The sequence below is a fragment of the Streptomyces filipinensis genome (assembly GCF_014649495.1).
GTDB classification, from domain to species: Bacteria; Actinomycetota; Actinomycetes; order Streptomycetales; family Streptomycetaceae; genus Streptomyces; species Streptomyces filipinensis.
Map to the genome: position 1 here is coordinate 459,377 of NZ_BMTD01000004.1, position 19,384 is coordinate 478,760.

Sequence of the window (19,384 nt, forward strand, 5' to 3'; positions counted from 1 at the left end):
GACACGGTGGCGCGACGGTGCCCGAAGCGCGTGCGAATCGTTGGTCGAATGGGTTGGCCCGGGCCCGCCCACTGCCTACCATCGATCACCGCAAGACTTTGTGCACCGTCGCACAATCTCCCCTTGGAGGTTCCCTTGCACCGCCGCCGCACCGCGCTCGTCCTCACCGCCGCGATCGCCGCCGCGGCACCCTTGTTGACCGCCTGCGGAAACGACGCGCATCCGGGCGCCGCGGCCGTCGTCGGCGGCCGGCGGATCACCGTCGCCCAGCTGGAGGACCGGGTCGACGAGGTCCGCAGGGCCCAGCGGGCCGCGGTGCCGGACGAGACCCAGTACCAGCAGGTCCTCGCCTCCACCAGCAGCCTCACCCGGGACACCCTGCACAACATGGTGCTCGACCGGGTGCTGCACCGCGCCGCGCAGGACGAGGGCATCACGGTGACCCGCAAGGAGGTCCAGCGGATGCGCGGCGGTCTGGAGCAGCAGGCCGGCGGTGCCAAGGGGCTGCAGGCCGCCTGGCTGCAGAAGTACGGCATCGCGCCCGCTCACCTCGACGAGAACCTGCGCCTGCAGCTGGAGGCGCAGAAGCTGGCCAAGAAGCTCGGCACCGACACCAGCCGGCCCGACTTCTGGAAGGCCCTGGCCAAGGCCTCCCAGGAGCTCCGTATCGACCTCAATCCGCGCTACGGCTCCTGGGACGTGCAGAAGAGCAGCCGCGTGGACGCCAGGACCCCGTGGGTGCGGGAGGTCACCACGGCGGACGGCGGACAGCCGGTGACGGCCTAGCGCGGCCGGGCCGGGCGCCTCGGATCGAGCACGCGTCGGTCATACGATCACACGATCGTCCCGGCCCTGTGGGTAACCGAATCCGCTCCCTCCCGCCGTGGGTTACGTTCGGACCGTGAACGCATCCAGCTCCGACCCCGCCGCCACGACCGACCCCGGTCGCATCGTCCTGCTCACCACCAGCCACCGCGTCGCCCCCGGCCTGCTGTCCTGGCCCGCCTGGCAGGTCCTGCGCTCCGCCGACGCCGTGCTGTGCGCGGACGGAGCGCATCCGCAGCTGCCGTATCTGCGCGAGGCCGGGACCGCGGTGGAGGAGACCTCCCCCACCGCGCAGGAGCTGGTCGACGCCTGCGCCGGCGGACGGACGGTGGTGGTCGTGGCCACCGGTGAGGGAGAGCCCGCGCTCACCGACGGCCTGGCCCGGCTGGCCGGCTCCGGCCGCGTGTCCATGCCGGATCTGGAGCTGCTGCCGGCCTCCTACGACCTGCCCGGCGCCCGCCTGCTGGACCTGGTGCAGGTGATGGACCGCATCCGCGCCGAATGCCCCTGGTCCTCCCGGCAGACCCACCAGGGCCTCGCCAAGTACGGCATCGAGGAGGCGTACGAGCTGGTCGAGGCGATCGAGGCCGGCGACCGGGAGGAGCTGCGCGAGGAACTGGGCGACGTCCTGCTGCAGGTCGTCTTCCACGCCCGGATCGCCGAGGAGCACCCGGACGCGCCGTTCTCCGTCGACGACGTGGCCGGCGGTATCGTCGCCAAGCTCGTCCACCGCCACCCGCATGTATTCGGCGACGAGAAGGCCGAGACGCCGGAGGACGTCAAGCAGCACTGGCTGCGCACCAAGGCCGAGGAGAAGCGGCGCACCTCCGTCACCGAGGGCGTCCCGCTCGGCCAGCCCGGACTGGCCCTCGCCGCCAAGCTCGCCTCCCGCGCCCGCACGGCGGACCTGGACGTCCCCCTGCCCCAGGGGGAGGGGATCGGCTACGAGCTGCTCGCCCTGGCGGCCCGTGCCGAGGCGGACGGTGTGGACCCGGAGGCGGCCCTGCGGGCGGCGGCCCGGGCCTACCGGGACGCGATCCGGGCGGCGGAGGGCGTCGGTCCCGAGGCGATACGCGCGGGCCGCGGCGACCACCGGGACGCGGAGGCCCACCCGAGTCCGGATACGGTCGGGGAGTGACCGACCAGCACCACCCCCAGGCGGCCCCCGACCCCACCCCGGACTCCGTCCCCGGCCCGACCCCGGACCCCGCCCCGGACTCCGCCCCCGGCCCGACCCCGGACCCCGTCCCGGACCCCGCCCCCGGCCCCGCACCCGCCCTGTTCACCTGGGAGTTCGCCACCGACCCCTACCCGGCCTACGCCTGGCTGCGCGAGCACGCGCCGGTGCACCAGACGCGGTTGCCCAGCGGGGTGGAGGCCTGGCTGGTCACCCGGTACGCCGATGCCCGGCAGGCCCTGGCCGACCAGCGGCTGAGCAAGAACCCGGCGCATCACGACGAGCCCGCGCACGCCAAGGGCAAGACCGGCATCCCCGGCGAGCGCAAGGCCGAGCTGATGACCCATCTGCTGAACATCGACCCGCCGGACCACACCCGGCTGCGCCGGCTGGTCAGCAAGGCGTTCACGCCCCGGCGGGTCGCCGAGTTCGCGCCCCGGGTGCAGGAGCTGACCGACCACCTCATCGACCGGTTCGCCACGAAGGGCTCCGCCGACCTCATCCACGAGTTCGCGTTCCCGCTGCCCATCTACGCCATCTGCGACCTGCTCGGCGTCCCGCGCGAGGACCAGGACGACTTCCGGGACTGGGCGGGCATGATGATCCGGCACGGCGGCGGGCCGCGCGGCGGGGTCGCCCGGTCCGTCAAGAAGATGCGCGGCTACCTCGCCGAGCTGATCCACAAGAAGCGCGAGGCACTGCCCGCCGAGCCCGCGCCCGGCGAGGACCTCATCTCCGGCCTCATCCGCGCCTCCGACCACGGCGAGCACCTCACCGAGAACGAGGCCGCGGCGATGGCGTTCATCCTGCTGTTCGCCGGCTTCGAGACGACCGTCAACCTCATCGGCAACGGCACCTACGCGCTGCTCACCCACCCCGAGCAGCGGGCGCGGCTCCAGGACGCCCTGGCCGAGGGGGAGAGGGAACTGCTGGAGACCGGGGTGGAGGAACTGCTGCGCTACGACGGCCCGGTGGAGCTGGCCACCTGGCGGTTCGCCACCGAGCCGCTCACCCTCGGCGGACAGGACATCGCGCCCGGAGACCCGGTGCTCGTGGTGCTCGCGGCGGCCGACCGGGACCCGGAACGGTTCGCCGACCCGGACGTGCTGGACCTCGCCCGCCGCGACAACCAGCACCTCGGCTACGGCCACGGCATCCACTACTGCCTCGGCGCCCCGCTCGCCCGGCTGGAGGGTCAGGCCGCGCTCGCCACGCTCCTCACCCGGCTGCCCGACCTGCGGCTCGCGGCCGATCCGGCCGACCTGCGCTGGCGCGGCGGGCTCATCATGCGGGGCCTGCGCACACTGCCCGTGGAGTTCACCCCGGAGGCCGGCGAAGCCGTGGAACGGTGAACATGAAGGGCGTTCAACTTTGTGATCTTCACGTGATCTGCGCGGCATTAACTTGTGACAAGTGATCGTCTGCCGATACGTTCACCCATCAGTGTGGCGCCGGGCTTCAGCGCGCCGCGCCGGCCCTGCTGTCGCACGAAAGGCTTCCGCATGCTCTCCGGGAACGGTCGTCACCGTCGCCCCCGTCAGGCTCCGGCTCTCCTCGTCGCGGCCGGGGTGACCGGCTCCGCCATCGCCATCCCGCTGCTGGGCGCCGCGAGCGCCAACGCCGCCGACGGCACCACGTGGGACAAGGTCGCCGAGTGCGAGAGCGGCGGCTCCTGGAGCGCGGACACCGGGAACGGCTACTTCGGAGGCCTGCAGATCTCGCAGGACGACTGGGGCAGGTACGGCGGCACGCAGTACGCCGACAGTGCCGACCAGGCCAGCCGCTCGCAGCAGATCGCCGTCGCCGAGAAGATCCTGGCCGACCAGGGCACCAAGCCGTGGGCCATGTGCGCGCTGACCGCCGGGCTGACCTCCAACTCCGCTTCGGTGGACGTGGACACCGGCGTCGGCGGCTCCGCGGACGGCGGCGGATCGGGTGACGCGTCCGGCTCGGCCGACAGCTCCGACTCGTCCGGCCTGCCGGATTCGTCCGCGTCCGCCTCCGGTTCGGGCTCCGGCTCCGGATCGCACGCGGGCTCCGACTCCGGTTCCGGTTCCTCGGGTTCGGACTCCTCCGGCTCGGACTCCGCGGGTTCCGGTTCCGCGACCTCGGACGCCCCGGGTGTGGATGCCTCCGGTTCCCCCTCCGGCAAGGCCGCCACGCCCACTCCGGGCCACGGCCGCCATGCCACCAAGACCCCGGACCAGACCGGGGGCCCTACCAGAAGTAGCACGCCCAAGTCCGACAAGGGTGACAAGTCCGGATCGCCGGGTTCGTCTGGCGGGGGCGACTCGCAGGAAAGCGGCGGCTCTCCCGCGCCGACCCCGGGAACCGACGAATCGGACAATTACCAGCAGTCCGCCGGTTCTTGGAGCCTGGTCGACACCGGCACGCTCAGCAGCGGTGGACGCCACCGCGGTGGGAGTGCGGACGAAAGCGTGACAAACGGTCAGAACACCCCGTCTTCCGGCCGTCACGCCGGACCCGCGGCGGGCACCTACACCGTGCGCGAAGGGGACACCCTCGCCTCCATCGCCGACTCTCTGCGCGTCGACGGCGGGTGGCATGCGCTCTACGACGGCAACAAGAGCGTCATCGGTACCGACCCGAACCACATCACCGCCGGTCAGACCCTGGAAGTCGGTGCCTAAACGGGCGGAAAACAGCGGCAGTTGACGCCCTGTTTCGCCGCTGATGTCCGTTTCGGTGAAAGTGTGGGATGAGTCTCAGAAGCCCTGATCGTCTTTGAAATTCCCTCGATCACCTGTCTACGGTCAAGGCCGCTCGTCACCACGAGCCCCGGCACTCGCAACGCCGAATCCTGCCAGCGGTTGCCCGGGAACAGTCGTCGCGTCAAGCGCCGTAGGCAGGAGCGGGGGACCCAAGGTAAGTGCCGGGCCCGGTGGTTCACGCCGGAACCGGCTAGGGGTGGAGCCGCGCCTCGCGAGAGCGAGCGTGCGGCCGGGCAACTCAACCGGCCCGAACCCGACAGCTCACCTCGCAGGCGTCGGTGAGGGGATCGATCCATGCTGTTTACCGGCAAGGGCAAGCACCGTCGTCCGTCCAAGGCCACCCGCGCCCTCGCGCTCGCCGGTGTCACCGGCGCCGCCGTCGCCGCCCCGCTGATGGCGGCCGGCAACGCCTCCGCCGCCACCGCCTCCCAGTGGGACGCCGTCGCCCAGTGCGAGTCCGGCGGCAACTGGTCCATCAACACCGGCAACGGCTTCTACGGCGGTCTGCAGTTCTCCGCCTCCACCTGGGCCGCGTACGGCGGCACCGCCTACGCCGCGCAGGCCAACCAGGCCACCAAGGCCCAGCAGATAGCCGTCGCGGAGAAGGTCCTCGCCGCGCAGGGCAAGGGCGCCTGGCCGGTCTGCGGCACGGGCCTGTCGAGCACCCCGTACAACGGCTCCGCGCCCAGCACCCCCTCGAAGACCACCTCGTCGAAGACCACCGCGCCGAGCAGCACCACCCGCTCCACGGACCAGCAGGCCGCCTCCCGCTCCGCCGAGCGCACGGCCCCCTCCGCGAGCAAGACCGTCACCACCCCGACCGGCAAGAAGGTCAAGAAGGGTGACGGCGAGTACAAGGTGGTCACGGGCGACACCCTCAGCTCCATCGCCGAGAAGCACCACGTCCAGGGCGGCTGGCAGAAGCTCTTCCAGCTGAACAAGGACATCGTCGAGGACGCCAACCTCATCTACCCGGGCCAGCAGCTGCACCTGAAGTAGGAGCGGCGGCCCGCGGGCCCCACCCCCTTCCTCTGGGCCCGCCCCCGTCCCCCCGGGCTCCCCGCCCCGGCGCGTGTTCCCCCGTACGCGCCGGGGCGGGGTCTTTTGTGTGTGCCCCGTGCATCCACCCTTTGTTCCGCTCATGAACAATGGGTACCGTCTGCGTGTCCCTCCCCGTCCACGGGGCGGTCGGTCGGTGGCCGATCCCCCGGAGACGGTTAGGCTCTAGTCGCAAGGCGCGGCCGTAAGGCAGCAAGCCCCGCACTTCCAGCGTCACATCCAAGAAGGAGATGCTCGTGCCGTCCATCGACGTCGTCGTAGCCCGGGAAATCCTGGACTCCCGAGGCAACCCCACGGTCGAGGTCGAGGTCGGCCTCGACGACGGCAGCACGGGTCGTGCCGCCGTCCCGTCCGGCGCCTCGACCGGCGCCTTCGAGGCCATCGAGCTGCGCGACGGTGACCCCAACCGCTACCAGGGCAAGGGCGTCGAGAAGGCCGTCCTCGCCGTCATCGAGCAGATCGGCCCGGAGCTGGTCGGCTACGACGCCACCGAGCAGCGCCTGATCGACCAGGCCATGTTCGACCTGGACGCCACCGACAACAAGGGCTCCCTCGGCGCCAACGCCATCCTCGGCGTCTCCCTCGCCGTCGCCCACGCCGCCTCCGAGGCGTCCGACCTCCCCCTCTTCCGCTACCTGGGCGGCCCGAACGCGCACCTGCTGCCGGTGCCGATGATGAACATCCTCAACGGCGGCTCGCACGCGGACTCCAACGTGGACATCCAGGAGTTCATGATCGCCCCGATCGGCGCGGAGTCCTTCTCCGAGGCCCTGCGCTGGGGCACCGAGGTCTACCACACCCTGAAGAAGGTCCTGAAGAGCAAGGGCCTGTCCACCGGCCTCGGCGACGAGGGCGGCTTCGCCCCGAACCTCGGCTCCAACCGTGAGGCCCTCGACCTCATCCTGGAGGCCGTCAAGGAGGCCGGCTATGTCCCCGGCCAGCAGATCGCCCTCGCGCTCGACGTCGCCGCCTCCGAGTTCTACAAGGACGGCAAGTACCTCTTCGAGGGCAAGGAGCGCTCCGCCGCCGAGATGACGGAGTACTACGAGGAGCTCGTGGCGGCCTACCCGCTCGTCTCCATCGAGGACCCGCTGTTCGAGGACGACTGGGCCGGCTGGAAGGTCATCACCGACCGCCTCGGCGACAAGGTCCAGCTGGTCGGCGACGACCTGTTCGTCACCAACCCCGAGCGCCTCGCCCGCGGCATCGAGGAGGGCACCGCCAACGCCCTGCTGGTCAAGGTCAACCAGATCGGCTCGCTGACCGAGACCCTGGACGCCGTCGAGCTGGCCCAGCGCAACGGCTTCAAGTGCATGATGTCCCACCGCTCCGGCGAGACCGAGGACGTCACCATCGCCGACCTGGCCGTCGCCACCAACTGCGGCCAGATCAAGACCGGCGCCCCGGCCCGCTCCGAGCGTGTCGCCAAGTACAACCAGCTGCTGCGCATCGAGGAGATCCTCGACGACGCCGCGGTGTACGCCGGCCGCAGCGCCTTCCCGCGCTTCCGCGGCCACATCGAGGTCTCCAAGGGCTGACCTCCACCGGGCTAAGTCTTAGCCAGTCATACGTACGTCCCCGGACCCGGTCCCGTACCGTGTCCGGGGACGTACGCACGTGTGAACCGCGAGGCAAGGAGAGGCGGAGAGCCAGATGGCCGTCAAGGACCGGGACCGTTTCTCCACCGCGACCCGGCTGCGGCTGCTCGGTGAGCAGACGGCGGCCCGGGTCTACCGCTCCCAGAGCAAGCGGCAGGCCCGCCGCTCCCGGCTCACCGGCCGCGCCGCGCTGCTCGCGCTGGTGCTGTGCTCGATGATCGTCGCGCTCGCCTACCCGATGCGGCAGTACGTCTCCCAGCGCGCGGAGATCGCCGACCTCCAGCGGCAGCAGGAGCAGGACCGCAAACGGGTCGAGCAGCTGCGCGACCTCAAGGCGCGCTGGCAGGACGACTCCTACGCCGAACAGCAGATCCGGCACCGGCTGCACTACGTGAAGCCCGGCGAGACCGGGTACGTGGTCGTCGACCCGGGCGCGGCCAAGCAGTCCCGTGCCGACCTGGGGGCCGCCCACCGGCCCTGGTACGCGAACGTCTGGGACGGGGTCGACAAGTCCGACGCCTCCGACCAGTGACCGGCCGGCCAGCGACCGGCCCCGACCAGGACCGGCCGGCCGCCCGAGGCGGACGCCGGTCAGCAACCCACAGAAAGCCATCCTGAAAGCAGTCATGGAAACGCCCCCGCCGCCCACTCCGCGCACCGAGCCCACCGACGCGGACGTCGAGGCCTTCAAGCAGCAGCTCGGCCGCCCGCCGCGGGGCCTGCGGGCCATCGCGCACCGCTGCCCGTGCGGCCATCCGGATGTCGTGGAGACCGCCCCGCGACTGCCCGACGGCACGCCCTTCCCGACGCTGTACTACCTCACGTGCCCGAAGGCGTCCTCCGCCATCGGCACGCTGGAGGCGAACGGCGTGATGAAGGAGATGACCGAGCGGCTGCAGACCGACCCCGAGCTGGCCGCCGCCTACCGGGCCGCGCACGAGGACTACATCCGGCGCCGCGACGAGATCGAGGAGCTGACGGGCTTCCCGAGCGCCGGAGGCATGCCGGACCGGGTCAAGTGCCTGCACGTCCTGGTGGCCCACTCGCTGGCCGCCGGCCCCGGCGTGAACCCGCTGGGCGACGAGGCGATCGCCATGCTGCCGCAGTGGTGGAGCAAGGGCGCCTGTGTGACGCTCCAGAACACCGAGGGGGACGAGAAGTGACCCGGGTCGCCGCCGTCGACTGCGGTACGAACTCCATCCGGCTGCTGGTCGCCGATGTGCATCCCGAAACCGGTGAACTCGTCGAGCTGGACCGCCGGATGACGATCGTGCGGCTCGGCCAGGGCGTCGACCGCACCGGCCGGCTCGCCCCGGAGGCGCTGGAGCGCACGTTCGCGGCCTGCCGTGAGTACGCGGCCGTGATCAAGGAGCACGGTGCCGAGCGCCTGCGCTTCGTGGCCACCTCCGCCTCCCGCGACGCCGAGAACCGGGACGACTTCGTACGCGGCGTGCTGGACATCCTCGGGGTCGAGCCGGAGGTCATCACCGGCGACCAGGAGGCCGAGTTCTCCTTCACCGGCGCGACCAGGGAGCTGACCGGGCGGGACGACCTCGCCAGGCCCTACCTCGTCGTGGACATCGGCGGCGGCTCCACCGAGTTCGTCGTGGGCGAGGAGCACGTGCAGGCGGCGCGGTCGGTGGACGTCGGCTGTGTGCGGATGACGGAACGTCACCTGGTGCACGGCGGCAAGGTCTCCGACCCGCCCACCGAGGAGCAGATCACCGCCATGAGGGCCGACATCGAGGCCGCCCTCGACCTCGCGGAGCAGACGGTCCCGTTGCGCGACGCGCACACCCTGGTCGGCCTGGCCGGCTCGGTCACCACCGTCTCCGCGATCGCCCAGGAACTGCCCGAGTACGACTCCGCGCGCATCCACCACTCCCGGATCTCCCGCGACCGCGTCCGCGAGATCACCGAGTGGCTGCTGCGCTCCACGCACGCCGAGCGCGCCGCGATCCCGTCCATGCACCCCGGCCGGGTCGACGTCATCGGCGCGGGCGCCCTGGTCCTGCTGGCGATCATGGAGCGGATCGGCGCCGAGGAGGTCGTCGTCAGCGAGCACGACATCCTCGACGGCATCGCCTTCAAGGTGGCGGAAGAGGCGGAAGCGGCGGGATCGGGCCGGGCGGCGGTCGACCCCCGATGACACGGGGCGGCCCTGGTCCCTTCCGGAGGAACCAGGGCCGTCGCTTCGGCGACGCGGACCGACCGTCATCGGACGGGCCGTCAGTTGCACAGGAGGACGATGAGGCCGCTGCACCCCCCGTCGCCGTGGCCACCGGCCGGAACCGACGGGGCGGCCGCCCTGGTGGCGAGGTGGGAGGCCGGCATCGCGGGCGCGGCGGACGCGGTCGTCGCCCCCCACGCGAGAGCGACACCAAGGACCGCGCCGGCTGCGGCTATTCGGGAAGTGGCCCTCGTGAAGGCCGTCTGTGAAGTGGTCATGTACGCACGCTATGGGCCCTGGTGTCCGATATCGCGCGGTGTGTGGCTGACCGGGTGACCGGCGCGCCCTGGGGCGGGCCGACCGGGTGACGGTCCGCGCCGCCCGGCCTCTCCTGTTGCCCGGCTCTCTTTTGTTACTTGCGGGTAGCCGTCGGCTGAGCAGGTCGGATAACGTTTGAGCGTCGCCAGGGGTCCCTGCATGGGCCCCGTGGGGGTGTGGCGCCGGAAAAGTTCGTGAAGTTCTTCACAAGGAATTCGGCCCGGTCGGGGTGCGTAAGGGCGTCCGTTGGTCCTTCGGGGTACCCAATGCGCCCTTGAACATGTTCAGATGGGGGTCGTACGACACCTTCGGATCGCGTGCCCGCGAGGGTGTTCCGGTCGGCTCACACGCTCGCTCGCGGTCGAGAGAGGCAGCTCACGCGGCATTGACAACGGCTCGGAGGGTGCTGCGGTTCCCCTCGGCTGTCATGATCTGCGTCACGCGAGTCGCGGAGTGTAGCACAGGGCCTGTCGGACCTTGTGAAGGGGCGCACGAGCGACCCCTCCGAGGCGGGTGGATACTCGATGGCATGAGCACCACGGAGCGTCCCAGGATCCTCGTAGTAGGCGGTGGGTACGTAGGCCTGTACGCAGCTCGGCGCATCCTCAAGAAGATGCGCTACGGAGAGGCGACCGTCACGGTCGTCGACCCCCGGTCGTACATGACCTACCAGCCCTTCCTGCCCGAAGCCGCCGCCGGCAACATCTCCCCTCGCCATGTCGTCGTCCCGCTGCGACGCGTGCTGCCGAAGGCGGAGGTCCTCACCGGCCGGGTCACCACCATCGACCAGGACCGCAAGGTCGCCACGATCGCCCCGCTGGTGGGCGAGGCGTACGAGCTGCCCTTCGACTACCTGGTCATCGCGATGGGCGCGGTCTCCCGCACCTTCCCGATCCCCGGCCTCGCCGAGCAGGGCATCGGCATGAAGGGCATCGAGGAGTCCATCGGCCTGCGCAACCACGTCCTCGAACAGCTGGACAAGGCCGACTCGACCAACGACGAGGAGATCCGCCGCAAGGCGCTCACCTTCGTTTTCATCGGCGGTGGCTTCGCGGGTGCGGAGACCATCGGCGAGGTCGAGGACATGGCCCGCGACGCGGCCAAGTACTACAAGAACGTGTCCCGCGAGGACATGCGCTTCGTCCTCGTGGACGCCGCCGACAAGATCCTGCCGGAGGTCGGCCCGAAGCTCGGCCAGTACGGCAAGGAGCACCTTGAGGGCCGCGGTGTGGAGATCTACCTCTCCACCTCCATGGACTCCTGCGTCGACGGCCACGTCGTGCTGAAGAACGGCCTTGAGGTCGACTCCAACACGATCGTGTGGACCGCCGGCGTCAAGCCGAACCCGGCCCTGTCCCGCTTCGGTCTGCCGCTCGGCCCCCGCGGCCACGTCGACTGCGAGCCCACGCTCCAGGTCAAGGGCACGGACTACATCTGGGCCGCCGGCGACAACGCCCAGGTCCCGGACCTCGTCGGCCGCAAGGCGGGCAACGAGAACGCCTGGTGCCCGCCGAACGCCCAGCACGCGCTGCGCCAGGCCAAGGTCCTCGGCGACAACGTGGTCTCCGGTATGCGGGGCTTCCCGCAGAAGGAGTACGAGCACGCCAACAAGGGTGCGGTCGCCGGTCTCGGCCTGCACAAGGGCGTGGCGATGATCGTCATGGGCAAGATGAAGATCAAGCTCAAGGGCCGCCTCGCCTGGTACATGCACCGTGGCTACCACGGCATGGCGATGCCGACCTTCAACCGCAAGATCCGCGTCTTCGCCGACTGGACGCTCGGCATGTTCCTCAAGCGCGAGGTCGTCTCCCTGGGCGCCATGGAGAACCCCCGCGAGGAGTTCTACGAGGCCGCGAAGCCGGCCCCGGTGGCCGCCGCCAAGACCGAGGAGAAGGCCAAGGCCTCCTGACCCTCACCGGTCAGCACCTTCCGGCCCGCAGCCGGTGAACCGACCGAAGGACCTCCCGCCATCCGTGGTGCGGGAGGTCCTTCGGCGTTCCCGCATCTCCATCCGTGTGGCTCCTGTGCCGTTTTGCTCAGTTGTAACTCCTTTGCGGGACTGTGCGGAATTGCCGACGGTGTTTACGTGGTTACCGGCATCCGGGATCGTCGTCTTGGAGGTGTTGCGCCATGGCCGACGCCGCGTCGCGGCTGAGGAGTCTTGCCGAGCAGGTACTGGGAGTCCCGCTCCCGGTCCGACTGCGTGCCTGGGACGGATCGCAGGCCGGGCCGCCGGACGCACCGGTGCTCGTGGTGCGTAACCGCCGCGCCCTGCGCCGCATGCTGTTCAAGCCGGGCGAGCTGGGCCTCGCCCGCGCCTGGGTCTCCGGCGACCTGGAGATCGAGGGGGACCTGTACACCGCGCTGGACGCCATGGCGGGTCTGGTGTGGGAGCGCGGGGAGGACGCCCGCGGCCCCGTCGAGGCCCTGCGCGACCCCGCCGTACGGGCCGCCGTCCGTGAGCTGCTCAGGCTGGCGGGGCCGCCGATCCCGCCGTCCCCGCCGCGCGAGGAGGTCCGCAGACCCCGCCGGAAACTGCACACCCGGCGCACCGACCGGCGGGCCATCAGCCACCACTACGACGTCGGCAACGACTTCTACGAGATCGTCCTCGGGCCGTCGATGGTCTACTCGTGCGCCTACTGGGGGGCCGTGGAAAGCGACGCCGCCCTGGAGACCGCCCAGCGCGACAAGCTCGAACTCGTCAGCGCCAAACTCGGTCTGTCACCCGGCCGGCGGCTGCTGGACGTCGGCTGCGGCTGGGGCTCGATGGCCATCCACGCGGCCCGCGAGCACGGTGCCGGCGTCCTCGGGGTCACCCTGTCCCAGGAGCAGGCGGCGTACGCCCGCAAGCGCGTCGCCGACGAGGGGCTGACCGACCGGGTCGAGATCCGGGTCCAGGACTACCGGGACGTCACGGACGGCCCCTTCGACGCGATCTCCTCCATCGGGATGGCCGAGCACGTCGGCGCCGAACGCTATCTGGAGTACACGCAGCAGCTGTACGGCCTGCTGAAGCCCGGCGGGCGGCTGCTCAACCACCAGATCGCCCGCCGCCCGCAGTACGACGAATCGGCGTACGAGGTGGACGAGTTCATCGACGCGTACGTCTTCCCCGACGGGGAACTCGCCCCCGTCGGCACCACCGTCACCCAGCTGGAGCGTGCCGGGTTCGAGGTGCGGGACGTGGAGTCCCTGCGCGAGCACTACGCCCGCACCCTGCGCCACTGGGTCGCCAACCTGGAGGCGGACTGGGACCGCGCCGTCCGTCTCACCAGCCCCGGCCGCGCCCGCGTCTGGCTGCTGTACATGGCCGCCTGCGCACTCGCCTTCGAACGCAACCGGATCGGCGTCAACCAGGTGCTGGCGATCCGCACTCCGCAGTCCGGTGCCTCCGGCCTGCCGCTGCGCCCGCGCACCTGGCACGGCTGACCCGGCCGCACGGCTCGGCTCGGGCTGCTGGAACCGCACGACGGAAACAGGCGAGGGCCCCCGCTCCGCGACCGGAGCGGGGGCCCTCACCGTCGTACGGCTACTCGGACTTGATCGCCGCCAGCATGTTCAGCCGGGCCGCGCGCCGGGCCGGCCACAGTGCGGCCAGGACGCCGACCAGGCCCGCCAGCAGCAGGAAGACCGCCATCCGGCCCCAGGGCAGGACCAGTTCGTACGTCGGCATCTTCGTGCCGAGCAGCTGACCGGCCGCCCAGCCGAAGAACACGCCGAGGCCGATGCCGAGCACCCCGCCGAACAGGGAGATCACCAGGGACTCCAGACGGACCATCCGCTTGACCGCCTTGCGGTCCAGGCCGATCGCACGGAGCATGCCGATCTCCTGGGAGCGCTCGAAGACCGACATGGCCAGCGTGTTGATGACCCCGAGGACCGCGACGATCACCGCCATGCCGAGCAGGCCGTAGAGCATGTTCAGCATCGTCGTGAACATCTTCGCGATGCCGTCGGAGATGTCCTGCTTGTCCTGGATCTTGATCGCGGGGTTCAGACCGAGGGCCTTGGTCAGCTTGTCCTTGGCCGCGTCGGAGGCGCCGTCCGCCGTCTTGACCATGACCTGCATGTCGGCGGGAGCCTTCAGGTGCGGGGTGAGGACCTTGTTGTCGATCATGATCCCGTTGATCATGTCGTTGCCCTCGTAGATCCCGGCGACGGTCAGCCGCCGCGCCTTGCCGTCCTCGAAGTGCGCGGTGAAGTGCGAACCGGACGTCCAGCCGTACTCCTTGGCCCGGTCCTTGTCGACGACGACCTGCGAACCGCCGACCGTGAACGAGCCCTCGTCCACCTTCAGGTCCGTCAGCTTCCCGATGGACGCGCCGTCGACGCCGGTCAGGAACTCGGTCTCGCCGTCGATGCGGGACTCGCCGTTGCGCAGCGGGCTGCTCGCGGTGACACCGTCGGCGGCGGCGGCCTTCTTCGCCACCTCCGGGGAGAGCGGGCCGTGGTCGGCCATCGAGACGACGTAGTCCGCGCGGATCGCCGAGGACGCCATCTTGTCGATGGCCGTCTGCAGGCTGCCCGCCATCACCGTCATGCCGGTGATCAGGGTCAGGCCGATCATCAGCGCGGAGGCGGTGGCGGCCGTACGGCGCGGGTTGCGCACGGAGTTCTGGCGGGCCAGCTTGCCCGAGACGCCGAAGGCGCGCATGACCGGGGCGGCGGCCGCGATCAGCGGCCGGGACAGCAGCGGGGTCAGGATGAACACGCCGGTGATCAGTAGGACGGCACCGATGCCCATCGGGCCCTGCGCGGCAGTGGCGTCCATCGACGTGGCCACGAGGACCACCGCGACACCGGCTGCCGCGCACAGCGCGCCGAGCGTGTTGCGCAGCACCAGCGACTTGGCGGTGGCCTTGGCGTGCACGCTGCTCATCGCCGCCACCGGCGGGATCTTCGCGGCCCGGCGGCCGGGCAGCCAGGCGGCCAGCATGGTGATGAGGATGCCGACCGCGAGGGCGGCCACCACGGTGCCGGGGCTGATCACCAGCGGCCCGTCGGGCACGCTCGCGCCGAAGGAGCCCAGCAGGGTACGCAGGCCCGCGCCGATGCCGATACCGGCGGCCAGACCGGTGACACCGGCGACCGCGCCGACCGCGAAGGCCTCGGCGAGCACCGAGCGGGTCACCTGGCGGCGGGAGGCGCCGACCGCGCGCAGCAGGGCCAGTTCCCGGGTGCGCTGGGCGACCAGCATGGTGAAGGTGTTGGCGATGATGAACGTGCCGACGAACAGCGCGATACCGGCGAACACCAGCAGGGCCTGCTTCAGCCCGCTCATCGAGTCGGCGATCTGCTTCGCCTGGTCGTCGGCGAGCTGCTTGCCGGTGGTGGTCTCCACCAGGTGGGACGGCAGGGCCTTGTCCAGTGCGGCCTTCAGCGCGGACTGGCTGGTGCCGGGCGCGGCCTTGACGTCGATCTCGTCGTACGCGCCCTTCTTGCCGAACAGCGCCTGAGCGGTCGGCGTGTCGAACAGGGCGAGGCTGCCGCCCGCGGCGACGTTGCCGTCGTCGGTGGTGAAGATGCCGCTGACGGTCGGGGTCAGGACCGGGCCGTCCACGGAGAGGCGCACGGTGTCGCCGACCTTGTAGCCGGCGCGCTCGGCGGTCCTGGAGTCGAGCAGCACCTCGCCCCTTCCGTGCGGGGCGTGGCCGCTGACCAGCGGGTAGCGGGCGTCCTTCGTCCCCCAGTAGTTGCCGCCCGTGGACTGCCAGTCGCCGCCGACCAGCTTGCCGTCCTGGTCGGCGACGGCGGTGAAGCCGCCGACGACACCGGTCGCGGAGGCGGCGCCCGGAACCTTGCCGGCCTTGTCCAGCATGGCCCGGGTCAGTTCGGCCGTCCGGCCGACCGTGTCGCCCTTGGAGTCCTGGTACGTGGGCCGTACGGCGACGTCGACCTGGTCGAAGCCCTTGGCGGAGCTCTTCTGGTAGGCGTCGGAGATGGTGTTGGTGAAGACGAGTGTCCCGGAGACGAAGGCCACGCCGAGCATGACGGCGAGCACCGTCATCAGCAGCCGGGCCTTGTGCGCGAGGACGTTGCGCAGGGCGGTGCGGAACATCAGCTGGTACGGCCCTTCGCGTCGAACTGCTTCATGAGGTCGAGGACGGAGTCGGCCGTGGGCGCGTACATCTCGTCGACGACGCGGCCGTCCGCGAGGAAGACGACGCGGTCGGCGTAGGCGGCGGCGACCGGGTCGTGGGTCACCATCACGACGGTCTGGCCCAGTTCGCGCACGGAGTTGCGCAGGAAGCCGAGCACCTCGGCGCCGGAGCGCGAGTCGAGGTTTCCGGTGGGTTCGTCACCGAAGATGATCTCGGGCTTGGAGGCGAGGGCGCGGGCGACGGCCACGCGCTGCTGCTGGCCGCCGGAGAGCTGCGAGGGCCGGTGGCTGAGCCGTCCGGACAGGCCGACCATCTGGATGACCTGGTCGAGCCACGCCTTGTCGGCCTTCCGGCCCGCGATGTCCATCGGCAGGGTGATGTTCTCCAGGGCGGTCAGCGTCGGCAGCAGGTTGAAGGCCTGGAAGATGAAGCCGATCTTGTCCCGGCGGAGCTTGGTGAGCTGCTTGTCCTTCAGGGAGCCCAGTTCGGTGTCACCGATGCGCACGGAGCCGGAGGAGAAGGTGTCGAGGCCGGCCACGCAGTGCATCAGCGTCGACTTGCCCGAGCCGGACGGGCCCATGATCGCGGTGAACTCGGCCTGCCGGAAGTCGACGGAGACCCGGTCCAGGGCGACCACCCGGGTCTCACCCTGCCCGTAGATCTTCGACAGCTCCGTGGCGCGTGCGGCCACGGCGGTGGTCCGGCCGGCGGTGGGTGTGGTGGTCACGGGAAGGTGCTCCTGTCAGGACGGGTGTTCCATGGGGACCACTCCATCGTCTCGGTGCCAGGGGCGCGTGTAGTCAGTCGCTGTTCCGGTTCCGGGGGGCGACTCGGGTCGGACGGGACGGCCCGGTGTCATACCTGGGGAGGACGGCCGACCCTGAGAGGGGGGCGCGGTCGAACCGGTGTCGAACGGTGTCGAGAACGGGTGGGACACCCTCGTTCGGACGGTGAAATTCCGTCATTTCGCGCACGCGCGTGCCGGCGTCACGGCACGCTGTTGGCAAGTGCGGATGGCTCGTACCGTGGGCTGATGCACCCTCAGACGTCAATAAAATAAGACAACATCGGTCCGCCCTTCCGCTGTTCGGGGGATGGGTCCCGATAGGCTCGAAGCTCGTAGCGGAGCCCACGGCCTGCCCGGATGGTGGAATGCAGACACGGCGAGCTTAAACCTCGCTGCCCCTTCGCGGGCGTGCCGGTTCAAGTCCGGCTCCGGGCACCACTTCGCCTGCGACGCGGGCGGCGGGTCACCCTCGGGGAGTGCCTCGCCCGGCCCGCCGGTCGCGGCTCCGAGGGTGACGGCGGTGTGCCGGCCCCGCGGGAGCGGGCGCCGGGTCCGTCCCGGCTGTGTCGCAGTTCAAAGATCTAGTCAAGCGAATTGACATCCCGGGTGAAGGTCAATGAAGATGATCTTCACTCTTGTGGGTGTATTCGGTCGAACCGGATCCCTGCCTGAAACAAAACGGGGCTACTCAATGTCTGCACACGCGCTTTCGGGTATCGGGCAGGACCGCTCGGCCTGCGCGACCGGCTTATCCGCCGCGGTGCCGCCCGAGCGGTGAGGCGGAGAATCCTCTTCCAGCGCAGCGTGATCCTGTTCTGCAGCACCCTTCCTTCTTTCTGACCTCGCCTGTGGCATCGCGTCCCGGCGCGGGTTCCTCTTGCCATGCCCTGGCCTTCCGGACAGCCGATCACGCCCGGCGCGCCACTGTCAGGTTTTTTCACTAGGTCATCAGGACCCTTTGCTTCGCGCGGTCCGGAACTGGGATTTGTGTATGAACGGCAGGGGGGACATCATCCTGCGCTTTTCCGGGATCGAGGTCGAGGTGGCCTCTTCCGATCCTTCGGAGCTCGCCTTTCTTTTCGGACCGCACGTGATACGTGACCCCGGTTCCGCATCCATGGCGTCCGTGCGTGTGGAATTCACCGCTCCGACGCGAAGACAGCCGGACGGGGACACCGCGGGCGAGAAGGAGTTCCTGGTCCGCCACGGCGACGGCACACCTTTGCTGCGCCGCACCTTCCGGGGCTGGGGCACCATGCCGCCGCCGCTGCCGCCGTTCGCCGTGCTGGGGGAGCGGTACGCGCTGATGCGGGCGGTCGTCCTCGCGAAGCGCTCGGCCGCTGTCGCCCTGGTGGGCGGCCCCTATGCGGAGACGCTGAGCGTGGCCGCCGCCCTGGCGCAGCGCTCCTGGCGGTTCGTCTCGGGACAGCTCCTCGTCTTCGACCTGGTCGAGGAGCAGGTGGTGCCCTGCCTGCTGCCGTTGGAGGCCCGGGGCCGCGCGGCCGCCCGGATGCGCACCGCCGGGCTGCCCGCGGAGAGCCTGCGGTCGGTCCCCTCGGCCCTGGGCGGGGAGATGCTGCTCGTGCGGCCCGAGTGCCTGGGCGATGTGGTGCCGGTCGACGCGCGGATCGCCCTGCCGTCCCTGGTGCGGCTGTGCGGCACCGCGGACGACGGGGTGCGGATGGCCCCCGGGGAGTTCGTCCCCCAGGTGTGGCCGGTGGAGGCGGGCGCCGCGTTCTCGGCCGCACCCCACTACCGGCTGGAGCTCTCCTCGGGGAACGGGGCCGAGGAAGCGGCGGGGCTCATCGACGCAGAACTCACGCGAAAGTAGGACGACGGATGCCCCGACGCACCGGCTACCGGCCCGGCAGCCCCTGCTGGGTCGACTGCATCACCCCTGACCTGGACGGGACCCAGCGGTTCTACACGGAGCTCTTCGGCTGGCAGTACACGGCGGAGGGGCCCGGCTACCACCTGGCCCGGCTCGGTGGGGAGATCATCGGCGGGACGGGCGCGGCGCCGCCCGGCCTGCCGCCCGTCGCCAGCTGGACCGTCTACCTGGCCACCAAGGACATCGACGCGACCTCGGGCGAGGTCCGCCGGCTCGGCGGACGGGTCGTCATGGGCCCGGTCGCGGCCGGGGCCGACGGGCGGCTGTGCCTCGCCGTGGATCCGGACGGGGCACCGGTCGGCTTCTGGGAGGGGCACCACGACGTGGGTGTGGTGCTCGCCGACGAAGCGGGCACGGTCTGCGACTTCGAGCTGCGCACGCCTTGGCCGGAGCGGGCCGAGCGGTTCTACGGCGGGCTGTTCGGCTGCTCCGTCCGCGGCGAGGGCACCCGTCTCAGCCTGGAGCTGGGCGGGACGCGTCTGGCCGGGATCACCCGCACTCAGCCCGGCGAACAGCCGTACTGGCTGCCCCATTTCGGAGCCACGCCGGACGCGGTCGCCCGGGCCCACGCCCTGGGAGCCACCGCCCAGGTCCCGGACGGCGACCTCCCCGCCCCGGCCCAACTCCGCGACCCCTGGGGCGCCCACTTCGCCCTCACCCCGACCTTCTGACCGGGGCCCCGCCCCTCTGACCGCGGCCCCGGCCCGCCGGCCGGGGTCATGG

The 19,384-nt window shown here is 70.9% G+C and carries 15 protein-coding genes, 1 tRNA gene and 1 riboswitch; of the genes, 14 read left to right on the forward strand and 2 right to left on the reverse strand.

The genetic code is table 11. The annotated features are described in order from the left end of the window. Positions 1-135: 135 nt before the first annotated feature. The 11 genes from IE244_RS13020 to IE244_RS13070 all read left to right on the forward strand — a co-directional run bounded on the left by IE244_RS13020 (position 136) and on the right by IE244_RS13070 (position 13,311). Positions 136-786, forward strand: a complete 651-nt coding sequence (locus IE244_RS13020) for a SurA N-terminal domain-containing protein (RefSeq protein WP_191873713.1) — start codon at positions 136-138, stop codon at positions 784-786. Positions 787-901: 115 nt separating this feature from the next. Beyond that, positions 902-1,963 (forward strand): nucleoside triphosphate pyrophosphohydrolase, encoded by a 1,062-nt coding sequence (locus IE244_RS13025; RefSeq protein WP_229854071.1) that lies wholly within the window; start codon positions 902-904, stop codon positions 1,961-1,963. Between the two features lie 140 nt (positions 1,964-2,103). Continuing rightward, entirely contained in the window at positions 2,104-3,354 is a 1,251-nt protein-coding gene (locus IE244_RS13030) for a cytochrome P450 family protein (protein WP_191873714.1), read from the forward strand. Between the two features lie 150 nt (positions 3,355-3,504). Then, positions 3,505-4,653, forward strand: a complete 1,149-nt coding sequence (locus IE244_RS13035; RefSeq protein WP_191873617.1) for a LysM peptidoglycan-binding domain-containing protein — start codon at positions 3,505-3,507, stop codon at positions 4,651-4,653. Between the two features lie 197 nt (positions 4,654-4,850). Further along, positions 4,851-5,024: riboswitch (cyclic di-AMP (ydaO/yuaA leader) on the forward strand. A gap of 4 nt (positions 5,025-5,028) precedes the next feature. Next, on the forward strand, positions 5,029-5,733 hold the full coding sequence (locus IE244_RS13040) for a transglycosylase family protein (RefSeq protein WP_191873619.1): 705 nt from the start codon (positions 5,029-5,031) through the stop codon (positions 5,731-5,733). 290 nt (positions 5,734-6,023) lie between these two features. Beyond that, positions 6,024-7,331, forward strand: a complete 1,308-nt coding sequence (gene eno / locus IE244_RS13045) for a phosphopyruvate hydratase (RefSeq protein ID WP_031172957.1) — start codon at positions 6,024-6,026, stop codon at positions 7,329-7,331. Between the two features lie 115 nt (positions 7,332-7,446). Continuing rightward, entirely contained in the window at positions 7,447-7,923 is a 477-nt protein-coding gene (locus IE244_RS13050; protein ID WP_031172960.1) for an FtsB family cell division protein, read from the forward strand. A gap of 94 nt (positions 7,924-8,017) precedes the next feature. Continuing rightward, a complete protein-coding gene (locus IE244_RS13055) occupies positions 8,018-8,554 on the forward strand; it encodes a DUF501 domain-containing protein (protein WP_191873621.1) in 537 nt (178 codons plus the stop codon). Further along, positions 8,551-9,540, forward strand: coding sequence for a Ppx/GppA phosphatase family protein (locus IE244_RS13060; protein ID WP_191873622.1), 990 nt, complete (start codon positions 8,551-8,553; stop codon positions 9,538-9,540). Before IE244_RS13055 ends, IE244_RS13060 begins: the two co-directional genes overlap by 4 nt. A gap of 868 nt (positions 9,541-10,408) precedes the next feature. Then, positions 10,409-11,788 (forward strand): NAD(P)/FAD-dependent oxidoreductase, encoded by a 1,380-nt coding sequence (locus IE244_RS13065; RefSeq protein ID WP_191873624.1) that lies wholly within the window; start codon positions 10,409-10,411, stop codon positions 11,786-11,788. Between the two features lie 221 nt (positions 11,789-12,009). Further along, positions 12,010-13,311 carry a class I SAM-dependent methyltransferase gene (locus tag IE244_RS13070; RefSeq protein WP_191873626.1) on the forward strand — a complete coding sequence of 434 codons (1,302 nt, stop codon included), beginning with the start codon at positions 12,010-12,012 and terminating at the stop codon, positions 13,309-13,311. Positions 13,312-13,411: 100 nt separating this feature from the next. Here IE244_RS13070 and IE244_RS13075 read toward each other — a convergent pair whose 3' ends face one another. Then, positions 13,412-15,940, reverse strand: coding sequence for an ABC transporter permease (locus tag IE244_RS13075; protein WP_191873628.1), 2,529 nt, complete (start codon positions 15,938-15,940; stop codon positions 13,412-13,414). Further along, positions 15,940-16,710: an ABC transporter ATP-binding protein gene (locus tag IE244_RS13080; RefSeq protein ID WP_191873630.1), complete on the reverse strand. Its 771-nt coding sequence runs from the start codon at positions 16,708-16,710 to the stop codon at positions 15,940-15,942. Before IE244_RS13080 ends, IE244_RS13075 begins: the two co-directional genes overlap by 1 nt. A gap of 411 nt (positions 16,711-17,121) precedes the next feature. On the opposite strand from IE244_RS13080, the gene IE244_RS13085 reads away from it, so the two are divergent. From IE244_RS13085 to IE244_RS13095, 3 genes are all read left to right on the forward strand, one after another. Continuing rightward, a tRNA-Leu gene (locus tag IE244_RS13085) sits at positions 17,122-17,208 on the forward strand. 688 nt (positions 17,209-17,896) lie between these two features. Next, entirely contained in the window at positions 17,897-18,601 is a 705-nt protein-coding gene (locus IE244_RS13090; RefSeq protein WP_191873632.1) for a hypothetical protein, read from the forward strand. A gap of 8 nt (positions 18,602-18,609) precedes the next feature. Further along, a complete protein-coding gene (locus IE244_RS13095; protein ID WP_191873634.1) occupies positions 18,610-19,332 on the forward strand; it encodes a VOC family protein in 723 nt (240 codons plus the stop codon). Positions 19,333-19,384: the final 52 nt, after the last annotated feature.